Annotated in this window: 18 protein-coding genes; 6 read left to right on the top strand and 12 right to left on the bottom strand. The window is 61.5% G+C overall.

Going from position 1 to position 19,830, the window contains the following annotated elements:
• Positions 1-610: 610 nt before the first annotated feature.
• Positions 611-1,507 (bottom strand): LysR substrate-binding domain-containing protein, encoded by an 897-nt coding sequence (locus MF6394_RS20740; RefSeq protein WP_078467438.1) that lies wholly within the window; start codon positions 1,505-1,507, stop codon positions 611-613.
• Positions 1,508-1,619: 112 nt separating this feature from the next.
• Here MF6394_RS20740 and MF6394_RS20735 point away from each other — a divergent pair, with 112 nt between their 5' ends.
• The 3 genes from MF6394_RS20735 to MF6394_RS20725 are packed head-to-tail and all read left to right on the top strand — an operon-like array spanning position 1,620 to position 3,874.
• Positions 1,620-2,630, top strand: a complete 1,011-nt coding sequence (locus MF6394_RS20735; protein WP_078467437.1) for an aldo/keto reductase — start codon at positions 1,620-1,622, stop codon at positions 2,628-2,630.
• Between the two features lie 11 nt (positions 2,631-2,641).
• The gene (locus MF6394_RS20730) at positions 2,642-3,439 is read left to right on the top strand and encodes an SDR family NAD(P)-dependent oxidoreductase (RefSeq protein ID WP_078467436.1); all 798 of its coding nucleotides are present in this window, start codon (positions 2,642-2,644) and stop codon (positions 3,437-3,439) included.
• 24 nt (positions 3,440-3,463) lie between these two features.
• A complete protein-coding gene (locus tag MF6394_RS20725) occupies positions 3,464-3,874 on the top strand; it encodes an SRPBCC family protein (protein WP_044270035.1) in 411 nt (136 codons plus the stop codon).
• Between the two features lie 44 nt (positions 3,875-3,918).
• On the opposite strand, the gene MF6394_RS20720 is transcribed toward MF6394_RS20725, so the two are convergent.
• Entirely contained in the window at positions 3,919-4,416 is a 498-nt protein-coding gene (locus MF6394_RS20720) for an AAA family ATPase (protein ID WP_078467451.1), read from the bottom strand.
• 159 nt (positions 4,417-4,575) lie between these two features.
• Here MF6394_RS20720 and dapF point away from each other — a divergent pair, with 159 nt between their 5' ends.
• A complete protein-coding gene (dapF, locus tag MF6394_RS20715) occupies positions 4,576-5,379 on the top strand; it encodes a diaminopimelate epimerase (RefSeq protein ID WP_078467435.1) in 804 nt (267 codons plus the stop codon).
• On the opposite strand, the gene MF6394_RS20710 is transcribed toward dapF, so the two are convergent.
• Together MF6394_RS20710 and MF6394_RS20705 are read right to left on the bottom strand one after the other, a co-directional pair.
• The gene (locus tag MF6394_RS20710) at positions 5,376-6,512 is read right to left on the bottom strand and encodes a PAS domain-containing sensor histidine kinase (protein WP_078467434.1); all 1,137 of its coding nucleotides are present in this window, start codon (positions 6,510-6,512) and stop codon (positions 5,376-5,378) included. The genes dapF and MF6394_RS20710 overlap by 4 nt on opposite strands.
• Positions 6,502-7,317, bottom strand: a complete 816-nt coding sequence (locus tag MF6394_RS20705; protein WP_078467433.1) for an alpha/beta fold hydrolase — start codon at positions 7,315-7,317, stop codon at positions 6,502-6,504. Before MF6394_RS20705 ends, MF6394_RS20710 begins: the two co-directional genes overlap by 11 nt.
• 131 nt (positions 7,318-7,448) lie before the next feature.
• On the opposite strand from MF6394_RS20705, the gene MF6394_RS20700 reads away from it, so the two are divergent.
• The gene (locus MF6394_RS20700; RefSeq protein WP_078467432.1) at positions 7,449-8,648 is read left to right on the top strand and encodes a TPM domain-containing protein; all 1,200 of its coding nucleotides are present in this window, start codon (positions 7,449-7,451) and stop codon (positions 8,646-8,648) included.
• A gap of 122 nt (positions 8,649-8,770) precedes the next feature.
• Here MF6394_RS20700 and MF6394_RS20695 read toward each other — a convergent pair whose 3' ends face one another.
• Both MF6394_RS20695 and MF6394_RS20690 read right to left on the bottom strand, forming a co-directional pair.
• Positions 8,771-9,169, bottom strand: a complete 399-nt coding sequence (locus MF6394_RS20695) for a hypothetical protein (RefSeq protein ID WP_044270025.1) — start codon at positions 9,167-9,169, stop codon at positions 8,771-8,773.
• A 329-nt stretch (positions 9,170-9,498) separates the two neighbouring features.
• Positions 9,499-9,990, bottom strand: coding sequence for a GNAT family N-acetyltransferase (locus MF6394_RS20690; RefSeq protein WP_044270023.1), 492 nt, complete (start codon positions 9,988-9,990; stop codon positions 9,499-9,501).
• 832 nt (positions 9,991-10,822) lie between these two features.
• On the opposite strand from MF6394_RS20690, the gene MF6394_RS20675 reads away from it, so the two are divergent.
• Positions 10,823-11,410, top strand: a complete 588-nt coding sequence (locus tag MF6394_RS20675) for a LysE family translocator (RefSeq protein WP_078467430.1) — start codon at positions 10,823-10,825, stop codon at positions 11,408-11,410.
• Here the strand turns inward: MF6394_RS20675 and MF6394_RS20670 are convergent.
• Genes MF6394_RS20670 through MF6394_RS20645 form a run of 6 tightly spaced genes read right to left on the bottom strand, consistent with a single transcriptional unit; the run spans position 11,352 to position 19,643 of the window.
• On the bottom strand, positions 11,352-12,245 hold the full coding sequence (locus MF6394_RS20670) for an AraC family transcriptional regulator (protein ID WP_078467429.1): 894 nt from the start codon (positions 12,243-12,245) through the stop codon (positions 11,352-11,354). The two genes, MF6394_RS20675 and MF6394_RS20670, sit on opposite strands and share 59 nt — an antisense overlap.
• Positions 12,246-12,280: 35 nt before the next feature.
• Positions 12,281-13,882 carry an ABC transporter ATP-binding protein gene (locus MF6394_RS20665; protein ID WP_044270018.1) on the bottom strand — a complete coding sequence of 534 codons (1,602 nt, stop codon included), beginning with the start codon at positions 13,880-13,882 and terminating at the stop codon, positions 12,281-12,283.
• Between the two features lies 1 nt (position 13,883).
• Positions 13,884-14,903: an ABC transporter permease gene (locus tag MF6394_RS20660; protein WP_003190688.1), complete on the bottom strand. Its 1,020-nt coding sequence runs from the start codon at positions 14,901-14,903 to the stop codon at positions 13,884-13,886.
• 1 nt (position 14,904) lies between these two features.
• Positions 14,905-15,978, bottom strand: a complete 1,074-nt coding sequence (locus tag MF6394_RS20655; RefSeq protein WP_034135393.1) for a microcin C ABC transporter permease YejB — start codon at positions 15,976-15,978, stop codon at positions 14,905-14,907.
• Entirely contained in the window at positions 15,979-17,817 is a 1,839-nt protein-coding gene (locus tag MF6394_RS20650; protein WP_044270014.1) for an extracellular solute-binding protein, read from the bottom strand. It lies immediately after the preceding gene.
• Positions 17,814-19,643 carry an extracellular solute-binding protein gene (locus MF6394_RS20645; protein WP_078467428.1) on the bottom strand — a complete coding sequence of 610 codons (1,830 nt, stop codon included), beginning with the start codon at positions 19,641-19,643 and terminating at the stop codon, positions 17,814-17,816. Before MF6394_RS20645 ends, MF6394_RS20650 begins: the two co-directional genes overlap by 4 nt.
• Between the last annotated feature and the right edge of the window lie 187 nt (positions 19,644-19,830).

Below are 19,830 nucleotides of genomic sequence, written 5' to 3'. Positions count from 1 at the left end.
GGGCGTGCCTGAATCTTCAACTGAACCACCGCTATCGCAGGCAAGCCAGCTCCCACACGGGTTCTGCATTGCCCACAAAATCATCACCCGGCACAGATCCCCTGTGGGAGCGGGCTTGCTCGCGAAGGCGGTGTGTCAGTCACTGATCTTCAACTGAACCACCGCCATCGCAGGCAAGCCAGCTCCCACACGGGTTCTGCATTGCCCACAAAATCAGCGCCCGGCACAGATCCCCTGTGGGAGCGGGCTTGCTCGCGAAGGCGGTGTGTCAGTCACTGATCTTCAACTGAACCACCGCTATCGCAGGCAAGCCAGCTCCCACACGGGTTCTGCATTGCCCACAAAATCATCACCCGGCACAGATCCCCTGTGGGAGCGGGCTTGCTCGCGAAGGCGGTGTGTCAGTCACTGATCTTCAACTGAACCACCGCTTTCGCGGGCAAGCCAGCTCCCACACGGGTTCTGCATTGCCCACAAAATCAGCGCCCGGCACAGATCCCCTGTGGGAGCGGGCTTGCCCGCGAAAGCGGTGGGTCAGTCACCATCAATGTTGGTGAACCGACGCCTTCGCGAGCAAGCCCGCTCCCACATTCAAACTGCAGGGCGTCAGTCAGATAGCCTCAGGTTCGGTCAGCACTTTGCGAAAGGTTTCCACCAACGGCCTCAAGTTGACGCGATGCCAGGCCGCCCACAGGGGTGTGGTGTAGGCCAGCCACGGCAGCTCGCGCAACACCACGCCGGGCGGTGCGTTGCGGCTCAGGCCTTTTTGCACCATCGCCACCCCCAGCCCGGACGCCACCAGGCCCAATGCGGTAAAGGGCTCGCTGGCCTCCATGGGGATCTGCGGGGTGAAACCGGCGCGGATGCAGGCGGCGACGAAATCGTCAGCCGGGTGGGCGCCAGGTTTGCGCTGCACGCCGATCCATTGTTGGTCAGCCAGGTGTTCGGGCAACAGTTCGCGGTGTCGAGCCAGCGGATGCTGTTCGGGCAGGGCCAGCAGCATCGGGTCGTCGAGGACTTGCCAGGCGCTCAGGTCCGGGTCGGCGGCGGCGGGTGGTTCGCTCACCAGGGCGATGTCCAGGCTGCGTTGGCGCAAACCTTCCAGTTGTTCCAGGGAGGGCAGGTTATACAGCTTGATATGCACGGCGGGCCGGTCGTCGCGCAGTATGCGCAAGGCGTTGGGCAAGACGCCGGCGTGCATGGCGTTCTCGATATAACCGATGCACAAACCGCCTTCTTCCCCACGGCCCAGGCGCTTGCCCAGTGACTCCAGGCGGTTGGCGTGGGTCAGCAATGCCTTGGTTTCGGCCAGGAAGGTCTGGCCGTCGCGGGTCAGGCGGATGCGCTGCTGGCTGCGTTCGAACAGGGTCAGGCCCAGGCGCTCCTCGAGCTGGGCGATCTGCCGGCTCAGGGGCGATTGAGAAATGTGCAAGCGCTCGGCGGCGCGGCCAACGTGTTCTTCTTCAGCCACCACTTCGAAGTAGCGCAACTGGCGTAGATCAATCATGTAAGACCTGCAAGGACTCAAGTTGGTCGCAGTATGTCTTGGACGGTCTGATCAGCGCAATCTAGCATCTGCTCAACGGTCACCGCGACCTCGCACCGATTGAGGATCCACCATGAGCTTGAAAGACACACTGCCCGGCGTACTGGGCTTTGGCACCGCCCCCTTGGGCAATATGTTTCGCGCCATCCCCGAAGAAGAAGCCCAGGCCACCGTCGAGGCAGCCTGGAGCCAGGGCGTGCGTTACTTCGATACCGCGCCGTTCTACGGCTCGGGCCTGTCGGAAATGCGCTTGGGCCAGGCGCTGTCCAACTACCACCGCGACGACTACGTGCTCAGCACCAAGGTCGGCCGCGTGATTCTCGATGAAGTCGAAGAAACCGCCCGGGACCTTGGCGAAAAAAGCGGCGTATTCGAACACGGCCGCCGCAATAAAATACTCAATGACTACAGCGCCGACGCCACCCTGCGTTCCATTGAAGACAGCCTGACACGCCTGCAAACCGATCGCCTTGACATCGTGTGGGTTCACGACATCGCCCAGGATTTTTACGGCGACCAATGGCTGGAATACTTCAACCAGGCCCGCACTGGCGCCTTCAAAGTACTCACCCGTTTGCGCGAGCAAGGGGTGATCAAGGCCTGGGGCCTTGGCGTCAACCGCGTCGAACCTTGCGAGTTGACCCTGGACCTGGCCGAAGCCCAGCCCGACGGCTTTCTGCTGGCGGGGCGCTATACGCTGCTGGACCACGACCGCGCTTTGCAGCGCCTGATGGACGCCGCCCACGCCCAGCAGGTCGAGATCGTCGTCGGTGGCCCGTACAGCTCCGGCATCCTCGCTGGCGGTGCGCACTTTGAATACCAGCAAGCCAGCCCGGCGATCATTGCCAAGGTCGAGCAGATCAAGGCGATTGCCCAGGCGTTTGGCGTCAGTATCAAGGCCGCTGCGCTACAGTTCTCACTGGCCCATCCGGCGGTGGCGGCGGTGATTCCCGGTGCCAGTCGTCCGGGGCGGATTGCCGAAGACGTTGCGGCGTTGTCTGAACAGATTCCAGCCGCCTTCTGGCAGGCGTTGCGCGAGGCCCGCTTGATCTCGGATCGTGCACCTTTGCCTCTCTCACGTTAAGGAGCTTGAGCATGAAAATTGATGTAAGTGGCAAAGTGGCTATTGTCAGCGGCAGCACCGCCGGTATCGGCCTGGGCATCAGCCAGGCCCTGGCGCAATCGGGTGCCACGGTGGTGGTGATCGGGCGTGATGCAGGCAAGGTGGACGACGCCTTGGCCAGCATTTGCCAAGCGGTTCCCGCTGCTCAACTGCGTGGTGTGGTGGCCGACCTCGGCACCGTTGAAGGCGCACAGAAGCTCTTCGCCGCCGAACCCCGCGCCGACATTCTGGTCAACAACCTGGGCATCTTCGATGCGGTGGATTTCTTCGACGCGCCGGACAGTGAGTGGGCGCGCTTCTATGAGGTCAATGTGATCTCCGGCGTGCGCCTGGCGCGCCATTATGTGCCGGGCATGGTCGAGCAGGGTTGGGGCCGGGTGATCTTCGTGTCGTCGGAGTCCGGGGTGGCGACGCCGGCTGACATGATCAACTACGGGGTGACCAAAAGCGCCAACCTGGCGGTGTCCCACGGCCTGGCCAAGCGCCTGGCGGGGACCGGGGTGACGGTGAATGCTATCTTGCCGGGGCCGACCTTTACCGATGGCCTGGAACACATGCTCAAGGACGCCACGGCCGAATCCGGGCGCAGTGCCCGAGAAGAAGCGGATGTGTTTGTACGCCACGCGCGGCCCACCTCGATCATCCAGCGTGCGGCCAATGTGGATGAAGTGGCGAACCTGGTGGCGTACATTGCTTCACCGCTGTCTTCGGCGACAACCGGTGCCGCGCTGCGAGTCGACGGTGGCGTTGTCGACAGCATGGCAATCTGATTTTTCCTGACTGGAGTATTGATCGTGGCAACAGCGTCTTCTGTGATTGAAATAGCGGTGTCGGCCGACCAGGTCTGGCAACTGATTGGCGGCTTCAACAGCCTGCCCGACTGGCTGCCTTTTATTGCCAAGAGCGAGCCGAGCGAGGGTGGCCGTGTGCGTCACCTGACCGCCGCTGACGGCGGCACGATTGTCGAGCGCTTGCAGACTTTCGACAACGTGGCGCGCACCTACAGCTACACCATTGAAGCGTCGCCGTTTCCGGTGAGTGCTTACCTGTCGACCTTGCAGGTTGAAGCGTTGACGGACACCTCGGCGAAAGTGACCTGGTCCGGGGTGTTCACGCCGGCAGCGGGTACCACTGATGCGCAGGTAGAGGAGTTGTTTACCGGTGTCTACGAAGGCGGGCTTGAGGCACTGCGCGGTAACTTCTAAAGAGTGTGGTGAGGGAGCAAGCTCCCTCGCCACAGGGTGGGGTTTTAGCCTAGATGGAGCAGGGCTGCCGCGACAGCTTCTGCCGGCGTCAACTGCGCCGTATCCAGCCTGAACGGCGGCGCTTCCCAGGGTTCATACTCATGCACCTGTACCGATTCCCAGGTGGGTGGCACCAGCCCCGGGATATCGCCCACACGACCTTCGACTCGACGCCGATGCGCCTGCTGATCGGAACACACCACTTCGATATTGATCAGCGCCACGCCGGCGGCTGTCGCCACCGCTTGCCAGCCATCACGGCTTTCCTTCACCGGGTTCACACAATCGGCGATCACCCGCTGCCCGAGGCGCAGGTTACTCAGCGCCAGCGCATTCGCCACAGCGTAGCCACTGGCCCCCACATCCCCCGCCAACACCCCAGCCTCGCGCAGCGCCTGCTCGATCACATCGATACGCAGGTACACCGCGCCCACCTGTCGCGCCAGCTCCCTGGCAATCGTGGTCTTGCCACTGCCGGGCAAGCCGCTGAATACAATAAGCATGACCATCAACCCCCTGTAGGAGCGAGCTTGCTCGCGAAAAACGCCAACGATAACGTGTACTTCCCTGAATAAACGCGGCGCCTGTGGTTTTTTCGCGAGCAAGCTCGCTCCTACAGTGGTATTAGAACCGCTCGGCTCATTTCACTCACAGGAGCGCCCATGACCCTGCCGTTCGTGAAGATGCACGCCCACGGCGACGACTTCATCATCGTCGACCGCCGTGGCGAGGACAACCCCATTACTGCGCAGATTGCCCGCTACCTGGGTAACCGCCGCTTCGGCATCGGTTTCAATCAACTGGCGGTGGTGCTCGACTGTGAGGAGGCCGCCGCGCGCGTTCAGTTCTGGAACCCGGACGGGACACGCCTGCACACCTGCGGCAGCGCGACGCGTGGCGTGGCTGATCGCCTGATGCATGAGGCTGGCACTGACACCATCGTGCTGCGCAGCGACCGTGGCTTGCTGAGATGCACACGTGCTGATGGGCAGCGGGTGTCGGTGGACATGGGCCCACCCTCCTTGGACTGGGCGTCGGTGCCCCTGGACAGGGCGATGGACACCTGTGTGTTGCCTATCGACGGCCAGCCGGCGGCGTGCAGCATGGGCAACCCGCATTGCACGTTTTTTGTGGAGGATGTGACGGCGCTCGATATTGAGGCCATGGGCCCGACGCTGGAAGTTCACCCGCTGTTTCCGGTCAGCACCAATGTGCATTTCGTGCAAGTGCTGGACCGCAGCCATATCCGCCTGCGTATCTGGGAGCGTGGCGGCGGTGTGCCGCAGGGGTCCGGTTCCTGCTGTTGCGCGGCGGTGGTCAATGGCATCCGGCGCGGGCTGCTTGATGAGTGTGTGGAAGTCGAATGCGATGGTGGTGCGGTCACGGTGCAATGGGACGGGCAGGGTGGGGTGATATTGACCGGCCGTGTCGAGCCGATCATGCAGGGCACCGCGTACCTGTACTAGAACTTCACCGTAAACGTGGTGCCGGCGCTCGCACAGGAACTCACCGCCACATCGCCGCCATGCACCCTGGCCAGTTCACGCACGATATACAGGCCCAGGCCCACGCTGCGCACGTCGCTGCCCTGGTCGGTGCCACGGGTCATGGGTTCGAACAACCCGGCCAGCAAGGCTTGGGGTATCGCGGGGCCGTGGTTGTGCACCGCAACCTCGCAGGTGTTATCGCCCAGGCGCGAGGTGATGGTGATCGGCTGCAGCAAGTCGCCATAGGCCACGCTGTTGGCCACCAGGTTGCCGATCATCTGTTGCACGCGGTCGGCGTCCAGGCAGGCGTCGCCCTGGCCCTCGGCGTGATGCACCAGCGTGGCCTTGGGGAAGGCCACTCGCAGTTCGTCGACGCTGCGATGAATAACGCTGTGCAGGTCCAGCGGTTGCGGCTTGATGATAATGCCCTGGCCGACCCGGGCCTGGGTGAAGTCCAGCAGGTCGGCGATCATGCGGTGGGCGCGTTCGGACGACTGGCCGATGTGCCCCAACAACTGGCGCTCCTTGGCCGTGCGCTCGCCACGCTGGAGAAAGTCGGACGCCATGCGGATCGCCGTGAGAGGGTTTTTCAGGTCATGGCTGACAATCGCCACCATCTGTTCGGCAAACAACGCCCGGCGCTGGGCAATGGCATAGGCCTCGCTCAGTTCGGCCTGGGCCTGTTGCAGGGCCAGTTCCGTAGCAGTTTTTTCCTGCAGCAGGGCTTCCGCCTGCTTGTGGGCATTGAGCAGTTCGCGCTCGTACTTGTCACGGTCGGTGGTGCCGAACAGCGCCAGGTCATACACCACGCCGTCGGGCTGCTGGCGCCGGGTGACATTGAGCAATACGGTGACCTTGTGCCCGTCGCAATGGCGGATGTCGAGCTTCACCTCGGTGACGCTGCCGTGCATGCGCAGCATCGGTGCCAGGTGCGTCTGGTAGAAAATCCGCCCGCCCATGGCCAGCAGGTCCTGGAAACGCCGGCCCAGCAGTTGGGCGGCGGTAAAGCCCAGCCAATCGCACAAGCGCGGGTTGACGTGCAGGATCGTGCCATCTTCCTGCGTCACCGCCAGCGCGCAGGCCGCGCTGTCGAACAGTGAATCAGCGGGCATCGGCAGCCGCCCAAGGGGCGAGGAAGCGGTCCATCGCTGTTGCGCACGCCTGGGGGGCGCTCATGTGTGGGCAATGGCCGACATTCTCGACCAGGCAATAAGTGCTGTTAGGTAATACGGCGTGCAGGTATTCACCCACGGCCACGGGAGCGATCAGGTCTTCGGTCGATTGCAGGATCAGCACCGGGGTAGTCAGGCCGAACACATCCTGGCGGTTATCCGACAGAAAGGTCACGCGGGCGAACTGCTTGGCGATGTCCGGCTCGGTGCGGCAGAAACTCTCGGTGAGCGCCTCGCTCAGGTGCGGCTGCGTCGGCGCGCCCATGATCACCGGGGCCATGGCGCTGGACCAGCCCAGGTAGTTGCTGTCGAGGGTGTGGAGCAGGTCGTCGATGTCGCGGTGCTGGAAACCGCCGACATACTCATCGGTGTCGATATAGCGCGGCGATGGGCCAATCATCACGTGCGCGGCAATGCGGCCCGGGATGAAACGGTCGGCGAGGGTGCCGATCATCGCGCTGACCGAGTGACCCACCAGAATCACCGGGCCTTGGGCGTAGGCGTGGATAATCTCGTTCAGGTCATGGGCGTAGCCATCCAGGCGGCTGTATTTGGCTTTGTCGAACGCACTCAAGTCCGACAGGCCGGCGCCGACCAGGTCATACAGCACCACGCGAAAGCGTTCGAGAAAGTGCGGTGCCAGGGCATTCCACATGGCCTGGTTGCAACCAAAACCGTGGGAAAACACCAGCGTCGAGGGACCGTTGCCCATCACATGTATATGGTTTCGGTGACGTAGGTCCATGGGGGTCCCGTAGATGGCTAATTGCTATGCAGCTTGGCGGCAGTTTAGATAGTCGCAGGCCCTGGGTCACGCGTTTGCGTGCAGATAAGGTAAAGTCGGCGCCTTCAGGGAGAGACTTCAGGTAACCATACATGATCGTACTTGTGCGGCAATCGGTGTTCAGCCTACTGGCCCTGGTATTTTCCAGCCTGTTGATCGCCGCGCATGCGGACACCTCGCCCATTGGGGTTGCCCTTGATCAACGGGTCATTGACCTGACCAACACTCTCGACTCGGGCACCGCCGAGCGCCTCAAGCAACAACTCGCCGACCTTGAACAACGCAAAGGCGCGCAGGTTGCTGTATTGCTGGTGCCGACCACCGGCAGCGCCGATCTCGAAAGCTACGCCAACCAACTGTTTCGCGCCTGGAAACTGGGACGCCAGAACGTCAACGACGGCATCCTTCTGGTGGTGGCCAAGAACGACCGCAAGGTGCGCATCGAAGTGGGCTACGGCCTGGAAGGCATTGTCACCGACCTGCTGGCCCATCGCATCATTGAAGAACAGATCACGCCGGCGTTTCGGACGGGTGACTTTGCCGCAGGCATCGAGCAAGGCGTGAACGCGCTGGTCGTCTTGGTGGACGGCGGCGACTTGCCTGAAAGGGCCGGGCCGGGGCTCAACCCCCAATTTATCGCGATATTGGCGGCGTTTATCCTGGGGGCGCTCACCGGTGTACTGATCGCTGCCGGTAAGTTGCACTGGCGCAGGGCCTTGATCATCGCAGTAGCGGCCACGCTGTTGTTGGTGCTGCTGGCAGGTGGTCGGGATTGGCCGATGTTTCTGTTTGTAGTGCCGCTGACGTTGTTGATTGGCGGCGCGATATTCGGCGCGTTGTGGCAGGTACGTACGCTGTTTTACGGCGTGATCGGGCTGCTGGCTTATATCCTCGGGTTGGTGGTGGCAAACCAGTACGTGGACGTCAGTTTCATCCATTGGCTGCTGTGGCCATTGGGCGTCTTGGTGGTACTAGGCTTGTACCTGGTGCTGCTGCTGATCATGAGGGAGACCTGGCGCACCAGCCGCGCAGGTTTTGCCGTACGGCTGCTGGCGGTGATGGCCGTGTATGGGGTGGCGGGGCGGGTGATGGACGGTGATCGCGACGCCTGGTTGCTGGCGTTTCCTATCGCATCGTTTGTTGCGCTGATTATCTTTGGCAAGGTCGGCGAAGGTTCTGGCTCCGGTGGCGGGTCCAGTTCAGGTTCCAGCGGCTCCAGCTCCAGCTCCAGCAGCAGTTCGTCGGGCGGTGGCGGTTCCAGCGGTGGCGGGGGGGCTTCCGGCAGTTGGTAGATGGTTCGGCGGCTGTCCCATAGCGGAACAGCCGCCAACCATACCAGTTGAAGCTAATGGGTATGGGGTGTTCGGCAAAGCCCTGGGTACTACGGCGGCTTAGGTCAAAAGCAGAGGAGTTGTCACGCCTTGGTCCAACCGCCGATGCCGTCAGGTTTTATTTCGAAGTCGATCGGTTCGCGATGGGTATTGGACGGGGAGTCGTCTAAGGCCTTGTAATCCGAAGTTGAGAAGGCGGGCAGGGTGCCGCTGCCGTGATATTGGATATGGGTATTGACCTTGGAGTCATCGACGATCTTTTTGTCCGAAGGCAAGAAGTTGCGATCCAACCGAGTGCGGTTGGCGTGGTCGCGCGTCGCATTGCCAATGCTCTTCCAGCCGCCCTTGCCATTGGACACTTCGGCATCTTCTCCTGCCTGTTTGTCCAGAGGGTTTGTCCTGGGTACATCGTTATCGATAGGGTGTTTGCCAGCGGGCTGGTACGCGGGTACGAATGGGATGGAGTCACTGATTGAAGACATGATTGCACCTCTCTGATCGCTAGGAAGTTGACCCTGCCAGGAAGGGATCCTGACAGGGCGTTTCGCAGGCTACAGCGCCAGGGGCAGGCGCTCAACGAGGTCTGTTTTGGCTGGGTGTAACAACGTAAAACCGCATCGGGCGTGGGTTTTCGAGTGAGTGAAAAGGCTATAGGTGCAGTCCGGCCCACGCGCCGAAAAGTCAGGCTGGCTGTCAGATAGGGCAGCGCAGTGCCAGGTTTTCACTCACTGAAACACACTGGGTCGTTGCAGGTTTTTTGGCGGCTTCACGCTTGGAAACACTTTTGCAATCACTCGTGCAACGGCTTGCATCAAAGCATTCTCACCATCTCATGCCACGCCATACCCCCATGATCCGACGGCGAAGGGCGCACATAGGTGTAGCCCATTGCTCTGTACAACGGCACATGCTGCTCCTTGCACATCAGGTGGAGGGTGCGCTTGCCCATCGCTTGCATGCGTTGCACGAACTCGGTCATCAGCCTTTTCGCATACCCCTTGCCTTGATGGGCCGGGTCGACCACCACCGACATGATCACCACATTCGGCGCCTCGGCCACATGGCCCACCAACTCCTTGAAGGCCTCGTCCGACATCACCACCTCATGGGCGCACCCTGAGTTGATGAAACCCACCACTGCGCCATCTTCCTCCAGGATCAAAAAGCCCTCGGGGTACTGCGCGATGCGCGTGGTGATCTTTTCAAGCGTTGCGGCTTCGTCGCCCTCGTAGGCGGTGGTTTCGATTTCAAAGCAGCGTGCGGCGTCGGTGGGCAGGGCGTTGCGCAAGGTGAGGGTGGGCATGGGCGGTTCCAGGGATGTTCAGTCAAAGGCCACATCATAGAGAAACGTTGCTCCTTTGGCACCGTAAGGCCTCTGGCCTGAAGGCTCAAGCGGGAGGTTCAACGTTGGTGCCCCGCAATCCAACTGTGGGAGCTGGCTTGACCTGCGATGGCGGCCTGCCAGCCGACGCCTACCTATCTGACACCCCAACGATTCAACTGTGGGCTGGCTTGCCTGCGATGGCGGCCTGCCAGCCGACCCCTACCTATCTGACACCCCAACGATTCAACTGTGGGAGCTGGCTTGCCTGCGATGGCGGCCTGCCAGCCGACACCTACCTACCTGACCCCCCGCGACCCAACTGTGGGAGCGGGCTTGCTCGCGAAGGCGGCCAGACAGGCGATGCAGTTGTACCGGGTGCATATCCATTCCTGCGGTAACGGCCACTTAGGGTTCCGCCCTGACGGCGGCTCACTTTTGAAAAGCGCAAAAGTAAGCAAAACGCTCTTGCCCCACCACTCGGCACCTCGCCTAGGCTCGGTGTGCCCGTAATCCGCCAGTGATTTGGGGGGCCGCCGCCACGCGCCATCCATGGCGCGGGGCGGCTAAACCGGCATCCCTGCCGGTTTACCCCCCAAATCCCTGTCGAATTCCGGCCAGCGTGGTTTGACGGGGCGCTTAAGATCAAGATCAAAAGCAAATCAAGAGCGGCTCGCTTCGCATCGTGGTTAGCGGTGGGGCGCAAATCAATAGCGCTCGTTCTGAAAGACAAAGGGGCATTTTCTTCAATACCTCTCGTCTTTGTGCGCGTTACCGTGATCTCAATATCGTTGGCATCACACAAGGAACTGTAATGAGCTTGATCCTCTCCATGGCCGCTTTTGCCCTGGCCACGTCCATCACTCCCGGGCCTGTCAATGTGGTCGCTTTAAGTGCCGGTGCGCGTTTCGGTTTTGTCGCCAGCCAGAAACATGTGTTGGGCGCCGCCGTAGGTTTCACCTTGTTGTTGGTACTGATTGGCCTGGGGCTGCATGAAGTGCTGGTGCGCTGGCCGATCCTGATCCGATTGATCCGTTGGGGCGGAGTCGCGTTCTTGTTGTATATGGCCTGGAAGCTGGCGGTGGATGATGGCCAGTTGGACGCTGATGGTGCACAGACCGCGCCGTCGATGCTGTACGGCGCGATCATGCAGTGGCTCAACCCGAAAGCCTGGCTGGCGTGTGTGGCAGGCATGGGCTTGTTTGTGGCCGATGGCGATGCGGCGCAGGTGTGGTTGTTTGCCGCGCTTTACCTGGTGATCTGCTACCTGTCGGTGGCGTGCTGGGCGTATGCGGGGACGTTTTTGCGCCGCTACTTGAACAACCCCAAAGGTGTGCGCCTGTTCAACCGCTCAATGGCCGCGTTGCTGGTGGCCAGTGTGGGTTATTTGCTGATGGCTTGAGGTTCTCGCGGTATTGCCCCGGCGTGGCCGCGAAGTGTTGTTTGAAGGTGCGCTGGAAGTGCGCCTGGTCGGCAAAGCCCGCGGCCAGGGCGACGTCGGCAATCAGTGCGCCATTGCGCAGTTGGCTGCGAGCGAACTGGATGCGTCGGTTGACCAAGTAGGCGTGGGGCGTCAAGCCGTAATACTGTTTGAACGCGCGGATCAGGTAAGACGGCGACAAGTCGGCGGCCTGGCAGATGTCTTCGAGTTTCAAGGCTTGTGTGCAGTGGGCGCGGATGTAGTCGGCGGCGCGTTCCAGTTTGTGATTGACCTCGCGCACCGGCGCCAACGAAGGGTTCAGGCGCTGTTGTACCTCGGTGAAGTAACTCACCAGCGCGCTCTGTTTTTGCAGCAACTCGGCCTGTTCATCCACCAGTGTGCGGTACAGGTCTAGCAAGCCGTGGTACAGCGCGGTGTCGCGGGTATGGGGCGTGTCGAAGGGCCGGTAGCCCTGGTCGGTACTGAACCCCAACTGGTATTGCAGGTCGGTCAGCCAAGGCGTGTCGAGGTACAGCATGTGGTAGGACCAGGGCTGGTCATAGATGGGGTTGCATGCATGCACATCGCCGGGGTTCATCAGCACCACGGTGCCGGCGCTGATGTCGAAGGTGCGCGCGCCGTAGTGGTAATAGCTGCAGCCGGTGGTGATCGCGCCGATGGAAAAATGCTCGTGGGCGTGCCGGGTGTAGGTGACCTTGCGCCCGTCGGCGATGGTGCGCGCTTCGATGAACGGCAGGCGTTCGTCGCGCCAGAAGCGCGGCGTGTCTGCGGGGCGGGCGATAGGGCTCGGCGACATAGCGTTAGTACTCCTGCATTTGCATCCGCGTTACGTCAGGCCGGTACCAGAAAAGCCGCCTTGAGCAACTGCCGGGTATAGGCATGCTGCGGGTCGGCAAAAATAGCCCGGGCGTCGCCTTGCTCCACCACCTGGCCTTGCTTGACCACCATCAATTGGTGACTCAGTGCCTTCACCACCGCCAGGTCATGGCTGATAAACAGGTAGGTCAGGTTGTACTTGGCCTGCAAGCCGCGCAGCAACTCTACCACCTGGCGTTGTACCGTGCGGTCCAGGGCCGAGGTGGGTTCGTCCAGCAGGATCAGGCGCGGCTTGAGCACCAGCGCTCGGGCAATGGCGATGCGTTGGCGCTGGCCACCGGAGAATTCATGGGGGTAGCGATGCCGGGATTCAGGGTCCAGGCCCACTTCCTTGAGCGCCGCGATAATCGCCGCTTCCTGCTCGGCGGGCGTGCCCATCTTGTGGATGCGCAGGCCTTCGCCAACAATCTCGCTGACGCACATGCGCGGGCTCAGGCTGCCGAACGGGTCTTGGAACACCACCTGCATTTCCCGGCGCAACGGGCGCACCTGCTGTTGGCTGAGGCGGTCCAGTTGCTGGCCTTCGAAGCGAATCCCGCCCTGGCTGCCGATCAGGCGCAAAATCGCCAGGCCCAGGGTGGATTTGCCCGAGCCACTTTCACCCACGATGCCCAGGGTTTGCCCCTGGGGCAGGCTGAAGTTGATGCCGTCCACGGCCTTGACGTAATCCACGGTGTTGCGCAAAAAGCCTTTTTTGATCGGAAACCAGACTTTCAGGTCGTCCACTTCCAGCAGCGGTGGGCCGACCGTGTTGTTGGCCGGACCGCCACTGGGCTCCGCAGCAAGCAATTCCTGGGTGTAGGGATGCTGGGGCGACTGGAACAGCGTCTCGCAATCGGCCTGTTCCACGATGCAACCTTGCTGCATCACGCAAACGCGGTGAGCGATACGCCGTACCAGGTTGAGGTCGTGGCTGATCAGCAACAGCGCCATGCCCAGCCGCGCCTGCAGCTCCTTGAGCAATTCCAGAATCTTCAACTGTACGGTGACGTCGAGGGCGGTGGTCGGCTCGTCTGCAATCAACAGCTCAGGCTCGTTGGCCAAGGCCATGGCGATCATCACCCGCTGGCGCTGGCCGCCGGACAGCTCATGGGGCAGGGCCTTGAGGCGTTTGTGGGGCTCGGGGATGCCCACCAGTTCCAGCAACTCCAACGTGCGCTGGGTGGCGACCTTGCCAGTCAGGCCCTTGTGCAGCCCGAGCACTTCGTTGATCTGTTTTTCGATGGAGTGCAGCGGGTTCAACGAGGTCATCGGCTCCTGGAAGATCATCGCAATACGATTGCCGCGTATATGCCGCAGGGTCTTCTCTTTGAGCGTCAGCAGGTCTTGCCCGGAATATTCGATGGTGCCAGACGGATGCCTGGCCAACGGGTAGGGCAGCAGGCGCAGGATCGAATGGGCGGTGACCGATTTACCCGAACCGCTTTCGCCCACCAGCGCCAGGGTTTCGCCGCGCTTGATGTCGAAACTGACGTGGTTGACCACGCGGTGATGATGCTCGCCGGTGACGAACTCGACACTGAGGTCGCGGATTTCGATCAGATTGTCCGGATTCATCTCATTTCCTCGGGTCGAACGCATCGCGAGCGGACTCGCCGATAAACACCAACAAGCTCAACATGATCGCCAGCACCGCAAAGGCACTCATGCCCAGCCACGGCGCTTGCAGGTTGGATTTGCCCTGGGCCACCAGCTCACCCAGCGACGGCGAACCTGCCGGCAGCCCGAAGCCGAGAAAGTCCAGGGCGGTGAGGGTGCCAATGGCGCCGGTGAGGATGAAGGGCAGGAAGGTCATGGTCGAGACCATCGCATTGGGCAGGATGTGGCGAAACATGATCGCGCCGTTCTGCATGCCCAGCGCCCGCGCCGCGCGCACGTATTCTAGGTTGCGCCCGCGCAGGAATTCGGCGCGCACCACATCCACCAGGCTCATCCACGAAAACAGCAACATGATCCCCAGCAGCCACCAGAAGTTGGGCTGCACGAAGCTGGCCAGGATGATCAGCAGGTAGAGCACCGGCAAGCCGGACCAGATTTCCAGGAAACGCTGCCCGGCCAGGTCGACCCAGCCGCCATAAAAGCCCTGCAAGGCGCCGGCAATCACGCCGATGATCGAGCTGAGGATGGTCAGGGTCAGGGCGAAGAGCACTGACACGCGAAAGCCGTAGATCACCCGCGCCAGCACATCGCGCCCCTGGTCATCGGTGCCCAGCAGGTTGACCGAGGACGGCGGCGCCGGGGCCGGCACTTTCAGGTCGTAATTGATGCTCTGGTAGCTGAATGGAATCGGCGCCCACAGGGTCCAGGCGTCCTTGGCCTTGAGCAGTTCCTGGATGTACGGGCTCTTGTAGTTGGCTTCCAGCGGGAATTCACCGCCGAAGGTGGTCTCCGGGTAGCGCTTGAGCGCCGGAAAGTACCAGCCGCCGTCGAAGTGCACTGCCAGGGGCTTGTCGTTGGCAATCAACTCGGCGCCCAGGCTCAGCACGAACAACACCAGGAACAGCCACAGCGACCACCAGCCACGCTTGTTGGCCTTGAACCGCTCGAACCGGCGGCGATTGAGGGGGGACAGGTTCATCTCAATGCTCCCGGCTGGCAAAGTCGATACGCGGATCGACCAGGGTGTAAGTGAGGTCGCCGATCAGTTTCACGATCAGCCCCAGCAGGGTGAAGATAAACAGCGTGCCGAACACCACCGGGTAGTCACGGTTGATCGCCGCTTCAAAGCTCATCAGGCCCAGGCCGTCGAGGGAGAAGATCACCTCCACCAGCAACGAGCCGGTAAAGAAGATGCCAATGAAGGCCGAAGGGAAACCGGCGATCACCAACAGCATGGCGTTGCGGAACACGTGGCCATACAGCACGCGGCGGTTGGTCAGGCCCTTGGCCTTGGCGGTGACCACGTACTGTTTGTTGATCTCGTCGAGAAAGCTGTTCTTGGTCAGCAGGGTCATGGTCGCGAAGTTGCCGATCACCAGGGCGGTGACGGGCAGCGCCAGGTGCCAGAAGTAATCGAGGATCTTGCCGCCCCAACTCAACTCGTCGAAGTTGTTGGAGGTGAGCCCGCGCAAGGGGAACCAATCGAAATAACTGCCACCGGCAAACACCACGATCAGCAAAATCGCGAACAGGAACGCCGGGATCGCATAGCCGACGATGATCGCCGAGCTGGTCCACACATCGAAATGGCTGCCGTGGCGCGTGGCCTTGGCGATCCCCAGGGGGATGGACACCAGGTACATGATCAGGGTGCTCCATAACCCGAGGGAAATGGACACCGGCATCTTCTCCTTGATCAGGTCGATGACCTTGGCGTCGCGGAAAAAGCTGTCACCGAAGTCCAGCTGGGCGTAGTTCTTGACCATGATCCACAAGCGTTCCGGCGCCGACTTGTCGAAGCCGTACATCTTTTCGATTTCCTTGATCAGCGCCGGGTCCAGGCCTTGGGCGCCACGATAGCTGGAGCCGGCCACCGCGACTTCGGCCCCGCCGCCGGCAATGCGGCTGGTGGCGCCGTCGAAGCCTTCAAGCTTGGCGATCATTTGCTCCACCGGGCCGCCGGGCGCGGCCTGGATGATGACGAAGTTGATCAGCAGGATTCCGAACAGCGTGGGGATGATCAGTAACAGGCGGCGAGCAATATAGGCCAGCATTCAATTGCCTCCGCTCGCCGCATCGGCGTTCTGCGTGGTGTCGAGGGATACCGCCGGTTTGACGTCGGGTTTAGCCCACCAGGTGGCGGTGCCGACGTCGTAGCGTGGCGAGACCTTGGGGTGGCCCAGGTGGTCCCAGTACGCAACACGGAAGGTCTTGATGTGCCAGTTGGGGATCACGTAGTAACCGAACTGCAGCACACGATCCAGCGCCCTGGCGTGGGCGATCAGGCTCTGGCGCGAACCGGCGTCGATCAACTCTTCCACCAACTGGTCGACGGCGGGGTCCTTGAGGCCCATGTAGTTGCGGCTGCCGGGCTTGTCGGCGCTGGAGGATTTCCAGAACTCGCGCTGCTCGTTACCCGGCGAGGTGGATTGCGGGAAGCTGCCCACCAGCATGTCGAAGTCGCGCGAGCGCAGGCGGTTGATGAACTGCGAGACGTCCACGCGACGAATCACCAGGTCGATGCCCAGGTCTGCCAGGTTGCGCTTGAACGGCAGCAGGATGCGCTCGAACTCGGTCTGGGCCAGCAGGAACTCGATGGTCACGGGCTTGCCGGTGCTGTCGACCATTTTGTCGTCGACAATCTTCCAGCCTGCCTCTTGCAGCAGTTGGTAGGCCTCGCGCTGTTGGGTGCGAATCATGCCGCTGCCGTCGGTGTGGGACGGTTCGAAGGCCTGGGTAAAGACTTCGCCAGGGATCTTGTCACGCAGCGGCTCAAGGATCGCCAGCTCGTCCGGACCGGGTAAGCCGGTGGCGGCCATTTCCGAGTTTTCGAAATAGCTGCGGGTACGGGTGTAGGCACCGTTGAACAGCTGCTTGTTGCTCCATTCGAAATCCAGCAACAGGCTGATGGCCTTGCGCACCCGCACGTCCTGGAACATCGGCTTGCGCATGTTGAACACAAAACCCTGCATGCCGGTGGGGTTGCCGTTGGGGATTTCTTCCTTGATCAAACGGCCTTCTTTCACCGCTGGAATGTTGTAGGCATTGGCCCAGTTCTTGGCGCTGAACTCCAGCCAGTAGTCGAACTGCCCGGCCTTCAAGGCTTCCAGGGAGACGGTGCTGTCGCGGTAGTAATCGGTGATGCGGGTATCGAAGTTATAGAAGCCCTTATTGACCGGCAGGTCCTTGGCCCAATAATCCTTGACGCGCTCGTAGCGAATCATGCGGCCCGGCTTGACCTCCGCCACCTGGTAAGGCCCGCTGCCCAGGGGGATTTCCAGGTTGCCCTTGGAGAAATCCCGGCTCGCCCACCAATGTTTGGGCAGCACGGGCAACTGCCCAAGGATCAACGGCAACTCGCGGTTGTTGGTGCGCTTGAACTTGAACAGCACGCGCAACGGGTCTTCGGCCACCACCTCATCGACGTCGGCGTAGTAGTTGCGGTACAGCGGGTTGCCTTCCTTGATCAGGGTCTGGAAGGTGAATACGACGTCTTCGGCGCGGATCGGGTGGCCGTCATGGAAGCGCGCTTCGGGGCGCAGGTAGAAGCGCACCCAGCTGTTGTCCGGGGCTTTTTCGATTTTGCCGGCCACCAGGCCGTATTCGGTGATGGGTTCGTCCAGGCTCTGCGTGGCCAGGGTGTCGTAGATCAGCGGCAGGTTGTCCGCTGGCACGCCCTTGCTGATGTAGGGGTTGAGGCTGTCGAAGCCGCCCATGGCCGATTCGCGGAAGGTGCCGCCCTTGGGGGCGTCGGGGTTTACGTAGTCAAAATGCTTGAAGTCGGCGGGGTACTTGGGGGGCTCGTTGTAGAGGGTCAGCGCATGCTGTGGCGCGGCGTGCGCCGCGGTGCACAGCAACAGGCTGGCGAGCAGGGTAGTACGCAAGGACATCATTGGGCTTTCTCCGAAGCTTTCAGCCACCACGCGCTCAGGCCCAGGCTATAGGGCGGCGTGGTGACGAAGGCGAACCGGTTGCGGTACGCCAGGCGATGATAGTTGAGGTACCAGTTGGGAATGCTGTAGTGCTGCCACAGCAGCACACGGTCCAGGGCGCGGCCGGCGGCCAGTTGTTCTTCGCGGGTCTGCGCCGCCAGCAGTTGGTCCAGCAGGTGGTCGACCACCGGGTTGGCGATACCGGCGTAATTCTTGCTGCCCTTGATCGCGGCCTGGCTGGAGTGGAAGTACTGCCACTGTTCAAGGCCGGGGCTCAAGGTCTGGTTGAGGGTCATCAGAATCATGTCGAAATCGAATTGATCGAGGCGCTGTTTGTACTGTGCGCGGTCAACGGTGCGCAAGCGGGCGTCGACGCCGATGCGGGTCAGATTTTCGACATAAGGTTGCAGGATGCGCTCAAGGTTCGGGTTGACCAGCAGGATTTCCAGGCGCAGCGGTTGCCCGTCCTTGTCCAGCAGGCGCTGCCCCGACAGTTTCCAGCCGGCCTCGCTGAGCAGGGCCAGAGCCTGGCGCAGGGTTTCGCGGGGGATGCCGCGGCCGTCGGTGTGCGGCAGGTTGAACGGCTGGGTAAACAGCGCGGCCGGCAGTTGGTCGCGGTAGGGCGAGAGCATCAACCACTCATGGCCCACGGGCAGGCCGGTGGCCGAGAATTCACTGTTGGGGTAATAGCTCACCGAGCGCTTATAGGCGCTGCTGAACAGCGTGCGGTTGGTCCATTCAAAATCGAACATCAACCCCAGGGCTTCGCGGACCTTGGCCTGGCTGAATGCCGGTCGCCGAGTATTCATGAACAGGCCCTGGCTCTGGGTGGGGATCTGATGGGCGATCTGCGCCTTGATCACATCGCCGCGGTTGACCGCCGGGAAGTTGTAGCCTGTGGCCCAGTTCTTGGCCTGATGCTCGATATAAATATCGAATTCACCGGCCTTGAAGGCTTCAAAGGCCACGTCGCTGTCGCGATAGAACTCCACTTCGACTTTGTCGTAGTTATAGAAACCCTGGTTGACCGGCAGGTCTTTGCCCCAGTAATCCTTGACCCGTTCAAACACCAGTTGCCGCCCAGGCGTCACCTTGGTGATGCGGTAAGGCCCACTGCCCAGGGGCGGTTCGAAAGTGGTGGCCTTGAAGTCACGGTTTTTCCAATAGTGCTGGGGCAGCACCGGCAACTCGCCCAGACGCAGGATCAGCAGGGGGTTGCCGGCGCGCTTGAACACAAAGCGGATACGGTGCGGGTTGAGAATGTCGACCCGGGCCACTTCCTGCAGGTTGGTGCGGTACTGCGGGTGGCCTTCGGTCAGCAGGGTGCGATAGGAGAACGCCACATCATCGGCGGTAATCGGCTTGCCGTCGTGAAAGCGCGCTTCGGGGCGCAGGTTGAACACCACCCAACTGCGGTCCTCGCTGTATTCCACCGATTGGGCAATCAGGCCATAGCTGGAGGTGGGCTCATCGCCGGACGGCGCGTATTGCCCGGTGCCCACCATCAAGGGTTCATTGAGCTCGTTGACGCCGTACTGCAGGAAGTTGGCGGTGGAAACCGGGCTTGAACCTTTGAAGGTATAGGGGTTGAGCGTATCGAAGGTGCCAAATGCCATCACCCGCAATGTCCCGCCTTTGGGCGCTGCAGGGTTTACCCAATCGTAATGGGTGAATTTGGCCGGGTACTTGAGTGTGCCGAACTGCGCATAACCGTGGCTCTCGGTGATCGTCGCGTTCGCCGCAAAGCTCAAGGCCAGGCTTATTAGTAGAAGGAGGGGACGCTTCAAGTCAGAGATCCGATCCGGGCGGCTTGGGCTTTATGATCGGTACAGTAACAGCTTGTTCCGGTTGGAAAAAGCATCTTGAAATTGGCTTATAGGCCCATGGGGGAGCGGGCTTGCTCGCGAATGCAGTGTGTCAGTCAACAGAGATGTTGATGTGCCACCCTATTCGCGAGCAAGCCCGCTCCCACAT

This window comes from Pseudomonas sp. MF6394, from assembly GCF_002018845.1.
In the GTDB taxonomy this organism is placed as follows: Bacteria; Pseudomonadota; Gammaproteobacteria; order Pseudomonadales; family Pseudomonadaceae; genus Aquipseudomonas; species Aquipseudomonas lactis.
Note: the sequence above shows the minus strand (reverse complement) of the source record. Positions and strands in the feature narration are given on the sequence as shown.

Coding starts and splice junctions, on each gene's coding strand:
- MF6394_RS20740 (WP_078467438.1), bottom strand. CDS start 1,507: ATGATTGATCTACGCCAGTTGCGCTACTTCGAAGTGGTGGCTGAAGAA.
- MF6394_RS20735 (WP_078467437.1), top strand. CDS start 1,620: ATGAGCTTGAAAGACACACTGCCCGGCGTACTGGGCTTTGGCACCGCC.
- MF6394_RS20730 (WP_078467436.1), top strand. CDS start 2,642: ATGAAAATTGATGTAAGTGGCAAAGTGGCTATTGTCAGCGGCAGCACC.
- MF6394_RS20720 (WP_078467451.1), bottom strand. CDS start 4,416: ATGCTTATTGTATTCAGCGGCTTGCCCGGCAGTGGCAAGACCACGATT.
- dapF (WP_078467435.1), top strand. CDS start 4,576: ATGACCCTGCCGTTCGTGAAGATGCACGCCCACGGCGACGACTTCATC.
- MF6394_RS20710 (WP_078467434.1), bottom strand. CDS start 6,512: ATGCCCGCTGATTCACTGTTCGACAGCGCGGCCTGCGCGCTGGCGGTG.
- MF6394_RS20705 (WP_078467433.1), bottom strand. CDS start 7,317: ATGGACCTACGTCACCGAAACCATATACATGTGATGGGCAACGGTCCC.
- MF6394_RS20700 (WP_078467432.1), top strand. CDS start 7,449: ATGATCGTACTTGTGCGGCAATCGGTGTTCAGCCTACTGGCCCTGGTA.
- MF6394_RS20695 (WP_044270025.1), bottom strand. CDS start 9,169: ATGTCTTCAATCAGTGACTCCATCCCATTCGTACCCGCGTACCAGCCC.
- MF6394_RS20690 (WP_044270023.1), bottom strand. CDS start 9,990: ATGCCCACCCTCACCTTGCGCAACGCCCTGCCCACCGACGCCGCACGC.
- MF6394_RS20675 (WP_078467430.1), top strand. CDS start 10,823: ATGAGCTTGATCCTCTCCATGGCCGCTTTTGCCCTGGCCACGTCCATC.
- MF6394_RS20670 (WP_078467429.1), bottom strand. CDS start 12,245: ATGTCGCCGAGCCCTATCGCCCGCCCCGCAGACACGCCGCGCTTCTGG.
- MF6394_RS20665 (WP_044270018.1), bottom strand. CDS start 13,882: ATGAATCCGGACAATCTGATCGAAATCCGCGACCTCAGTGTCGAGTTC.
- MF6394_RS20660 (WP_003190688.1), bottom strand. CDS start 14,903: ATGAACCTGTCCCCCCTCAATCGCCGCCGGTTCGAGCGGTTCAAGGCC.
- MF6394_RS20655 (WP_034135393.1), bottom strand. CDS start 15,978: ATGCTGGCCTATATTGCTCGCCGCCTGTTACTGATCATCCCCACGCTG.
- MF6394_RS20650 (WP_044270014.1), bottom strand. CDS start 17,817: ATGATGTCCTTGCGTACTACCCTGCTCGCCAGCCTGTTGCTGTGCACC.